Genomic DNA, 4,823 nt, shown 5'->3' on the forward strand with positions numbered 1-4,823 from the left:
CAGTCCTACGTGATGATCCAAATCAGCGCTGATTGAAGCGCTGTTTCAGTATCCTGTGGTGCCCGAGACCGGAATCGAACCGGTACGCCCGTTATTCACGAAGCGGCGGATTTTAAGTCCGATGTGTCTACCTATTTCACCACTCGGGCGCTGCAGGAATCTTACACCTGAACGCACAGCAACTGCCCTCGAGCGAGCCTGAAAACGGCTCCTGCACATCCGACTCGGACTGATGAACTTTCAGGGAAATTGATGGAGGCGCGGTCCGGAGTCGAACCGGACTAACCGGATTTGCAATCCGGGGCATAACCGCTTTGCTACCGCGCCAAAGTCGTCACTCTTCAGCCGTGGGGCCGAATAATAAAAAAGGGAAGCTTGGGCTTCCCTTTTTGGAACTGGAGCGGGAAAAGAGTCTCGAACTCTCGACCTCAACCTTGGCAAGGTTGCGCTCTACCAACTGAGCTATTCCCGCGTTTCAAGCCTTAAATTATAGCGTCAAATTTCAGGCGTGGTGACCTGCTCCCCATTTTTTGCGTGCCGGCTCTTTGCTAGCTCAGTGCTTGACGGCGGGGGCTGCTGCGTCTGCCACAGCCGCCGGCACCTCTGCAGCTGGTGCCTCGTCGTCGGGCAAGGGCACGGGCAAAGACTCCAGAGCCAATTCGAGGACCTTATCGATCCAGCGCACGGGCACGATCTCGAGTCCGTTTTTGACGTTCTCTGGAATGTCTTGCAGGTCCTTCGCGTTCTGCTCTGGGATGAGCACCGTCTTGATACCTCCACGCAACGCGGCCAACAGCTTCTCTTTCAGGCCGCCGATTTCGGTCACCTCGCCGCGCAAGGTGATTTCGCCGGTCATCGCCACATCGCCACGCACAGGAATGCCGGTCAGCGCGGAAACAAACGCGGTCGTCATGGCGGCACCCGCGCTGGGGCCGTCTTTGGGGGTGGCACCATCGGGCACGTGAATATGGATGTCCTTCTTGTCAAAGGTTTCATCCTTGATGCCCAGACGGCGGGCGCGGCTGCGCACCACGGTGCGGGCAGCTTCCACCGACTCTTTCATCACATCGCCCAGGGAGCCGGTGCGTGTGATGACGCCTTTGCCTGGGGTCACTGCAGCCTCAATGGTGAGCAGATCGCCACCCACCTCGGTCCACGCCAAGCCGACCACCTGACCCACCTGATTTTGCTGCTCCGCACGCCCATAGGTATAGCGGCGCACGCCCAGGTAATCGTTCAAGTTGTCTGCATTCACCACCACTTGGGGCAGCATTTTCTTGAGCAGCAAGCCCTTGACCACCTTGCGGCAGATTTTGGAGAGCTCGCGCTCCAGAGACCGTACACCGGCTTCGCGGGTGTAGTAGCGCACGATGTCGCGGATGGCGTCTTCAGCCACCGACAGCTCCGCATCCTTGATGCCGTTGTTTTTCATCTGCTTGGGCAACAGATAGGTGGTGGCGATATTGGTTTTTTCGTCCTCGGTGTAGCCCGAGAGGCGGATGACCTCCATCCGGTCCAGCAAGGCCGGCGGGATGTTCATGGAGTTGGAGGTCGCCACAAACATAACGTCGCTCAGGTCGTAATCGACCTCGACATAGTGGTCGCCGAACTTGTTGTTTTGCTCCGGGTCCAGCACCTCGAGCAAGGCGCTGCTGGGGTCGCCGCGGAAATCGGTGCCAAGCTTATCGATCTCATCGAGCAGGAACAAGGGGTTGCGCGTGCCAACCTTGGACAAGCTTTGCAAGACCTTGCCCGGCATCGCGCCGATGTAGGTTCGACGGTGGCCGCGGATTTCTGCTTCGTCCCGCATACCGCCCAGCGCCATGCGCACGTACTTGCGACCGGTGGCCTTGGCAATGCTTTGACCCAGCGATGTTTTACCCACGCCGGGTGGCCCGACCAGACACAAAATGGGCGCCTTCACTTTGTCCACCCGCTGCTGCACCGCGAGATATTCCAGGATGCGGTCTTTCACCTTGTCCAGCCCGTAGTGGTCTTGGTTCAACACGTTTTCGGCGTTCACCAGATCGTGCTTGATCTTGGTCTTGGCGCTCCACGGCAGGCCGGTCAGCACTTCGATGTAGTTGCGCACCACGGTGGCTTCGGCCGACATGGGCGACATCAGCTTGAGCTTCTTGAGCTCGGCCTCAGCCTTCTTCAGCGCTTCTTTGGGCATCTTGGCGGACTTGATCTTCTTTTCGATCTCTTCAATGTCGGCGCCGTCTTCGCCCTCGCCCAACTCTTTCTGAATGGCCTTAACCTGCTCATTCAAATAAAAGTCGCGCTGGTTCTTTTCCATCTGGCGCTTTACGCGGCCGCGGATTTTTTTGTCGACGTTGAGGATGTCGACCTCATGCTCAATCTGTTCAAACAGGTTTTCCAGCCGGTCTTTCACCAAAGGCAGGCTGAGAATGGTTTGCTTGCTATCTAGCTTTAAGGGCAGGTGCGCGGCTATGGTGTCGGCCAGGCGGCCGGCGTCATCAATGCTGGAGATCGAGGTGAGGATTTCGGGTGGAATCTTTTTGTTGAGCTTGACGTATTGGTCAAACTGCTGCATCACCGCACGCCGCAGGGCCTCGACTTCGCTCCCGACTTTGCGGCTCAGGTCAGCCGCATCTGCAGAGACTTCGATGGGCGTGACGTTGGCGGTGAAGTGGGATTCGCCCTCAACAATCGCGTTGACCGCGGCACGTTGATGCCCCTCGACCAGCACCTTGACGGTGCCATCAGGCAGCTTGAGCATTTGCAGGATGGTGGACACACAGCCCACATCAAACATGTCAGAGACGACGGGGTCGTCTTTGGCGGCAGCCTTTTGCGCCACCAGCATGATACGGCGCTCGGCCTCCATGGCGGCTTCCAAAGCCTTGATGCTCTTGGGTCGGCCCACGAAAAGCGGGATCACCATGTGGGGGAAGACCACCACGTCGCGCAGCGGCAGCAATGGCAACTCAAGGGGGACTGCAGGCAAGGGAATATGGCCGGACATTGAGAAACCTTTACGTTACCTGTGACATATGGACTGTAAAGCCCCGTTTACAAGGCCAAGCGGGTTGAACGCCCCCAAAGACACCCCTTATCGGAGTCTTGCGGGGCATGCAGCCTAGGCCTGCTTGGCGGACTCGCGATAAACGAGCAAGGGGGCTTTGTTTTCTTCGATGGTGGATTCATCCACCACCACTTTTTCTACATTGGTTGCGTTGGGCAACTCGTACATCGTGTCGATCAGAGACTGCTCGAGGATGGAGCGCAATCCGCGTGCCCCGGTCTTGCGGGCCAGCGCCCGCTTGGCAATGGCTTTCAGGGCAGCAGGGCGGATTTCCAGCTCTGCGCCTTCCATGGCGAGTAACTTCGCATATTGCTTGACCAAGGCATTCTTGGGCTCGGTGAGAATTTTCACCAGCGCGTCTTCGGTGAGCTCGGCCAAAGTGGCAACCACGGGCATGCGGCCTACGAGTTCGGGAATCAGACCGAACTTGATCAGATCTTCGGGCTCCACTTCCTTGAACACCTCGGTCAGGGCGCGCTGTTGCTTGCTCTTTACCGCTGCGCCAAAGCCGATGCCGGAGGACTCGGTACGGTTCTCAATGACCTTCTCAAGCCCGGCAAACGCACCGCCGCAGATGAACAGGATGTTTGTGGTGTCAATCTGCACAAAGTCTTGGTTGGGGTGCTTACGCCCGCCCTGCGGTGGCACGCTGGCCATGGTGCCTTCAATCAGCTTGAGCAGCGCCTGTTGCACCCCCTCGCCCGACACATCGCGGGTGATGGAGGGGTTGTCTGACTTGCGGGAGATTTTGTCGATTTCGTCGATGTAGACGATGCCACGCTGGGCTCGCTCCACCTCGTAATTGCAGCTTTGCAACAACTTCAAGACGATGTTTTCGACATCTTCACCCACATAGCCGGCTTCTGTCAGGGTGGTGGCATCGGCCATCACAAAGGGGACGTCCAGCATGCGGGCCAACGTTTGCGCCAACAGGGTCTTACCCGAACCGGTGGGGCCGATCAGCAGGATGTTGCTTTTGGCGAGTTCTACGTCGTCTTTCTTGGCGTTCTCTTTGTGCTTGAGCCGTTTGTAGTGGTTGTACACCGCAACCGCCAAGGTGCGCTTGGCGGGCTCCTGCCCGATGACGTAGTTGTCCAGATTCGCCTTGATGTCGGCGGGCGTAGGCAGGTCGCCGCGGTCGTCTTTGTTTTCGGTGGTGGCGGGCAACTCATCGCGAATGATTTCGTTGCACAGGTCGATGCACTCGTCGCACACAAAGACCGAGGGGCCCGCGATGAGCTTCTTGACCTCATGCTGGCTCTTACCGCAGAAAGAGCAGTACAGGGTTTTTTCGCTGGATGAGCCTTTTTTCTCGGCCATGGATGACTGCCTCTCTCGCTAATTTAAGCAATGATAACCAAATGAAAACGGTGCCCGTCCGGCGGATGGGCACCGTTTACGCGGGCTCGGAGCCCTTCAAGCTCAAGGGCGTTTGGCTATCACCTGGTCGACCAAACCGTAGTCCTTGGACTCGTCGGCCGACAGGTAGTAATCGCGCTCCGTGTCGCGCTCGATTTTCTCGAGCGGCTGGCCGGTGCGCTCGGCGAGGATCTTGTTGAGCTGCTCGCGGGTCTTGAGGATTTCGCGGGCGTGGATTTCGATTTCTGTGGCCTGACCCTGGGTCCCGCCCAGCGGCTGGTGAATCATGACCTTGGAATTGGGCAGGCAAAAGCGCTTGCCCTTGGCACCCGCCGCCAGCAGGAACGCGCCCATGCTTGCCGCCATACCGATGCACAGCGTGGACACATCGGGCTTGATGAAGTTCATGGTGTCA

Annotated in this window: 3 protein-coding genes and 3 tRNA genes; all 6 read right to left on the minus strand. The window is 58.1% G+C overall.

All coding sequences use genetic code 11. The features are described 5' to 3' along the window. Positions 1–56 precede the first annotated feature (56 nt). Positions 57–149: transfer RNA gene (locus Q0O05_RS11305), tRNA-Leu, on the minus strand. A gap of 104 nt (positions 150–253) precedes the next feature. Next, positions 254–327, minus strand: a tRNA-Cys gene (locus tag Q0O05_RS11310). A 69-nt stretch (positions 328–396) separates the two neighbouring features. Beyond that, a tRNA-Gly gene (locus Q0O05_RS11315) sits at positions 397–472 on the minus strand. A gap of 81 nt (positions 473–553) precedes the next feature. Then, on the minus strand, positions 554–2,989 hold the full coding sequence (lon, locus tag Q0O05_RS11320) for an endopeptidase La (protein ID WP_293663110.1): 2,436 nt from the start codon (positions 2,987–2,989) through the stop codon (positions 554–556). 114 nt (positions 2,990–3,103) lie between these two features. Next, positions 3,104–4,369 (minus strand): ATP-dependent Clp protease ATP-binding subunit ClpX, encoded by a 1,266-nt coding sequence (clpX, locus tag Q0O05_RS11325; RefSeq protein ID WP_293663111.1) that lies wholly within the window; start codon positions 4,367–4,369, stop codon positions 3,104–3,106. Between the two features lie 102 nt (positions 4,370–4,471). Further along, positions 4,472–4,823: ATP-dependent Clp protease proteolytic subunit (locus tag Q0O05_RS11330; RefSeq protein WP_293663113.1), on the minus strand; the 352-nt coding region annotated here is incomplete at its 5' end.

Origin of the sequence: Rhodoferax sp. OV413 (assembly GCF_945881795.1) — a bacterium.
Classification (GTDB): domain Bacteria; phylum Pseudomonadota; class Gammaproteobacteria; order Burkholderiales; family Burkholderiaceae_C; genus Allorhodoferax.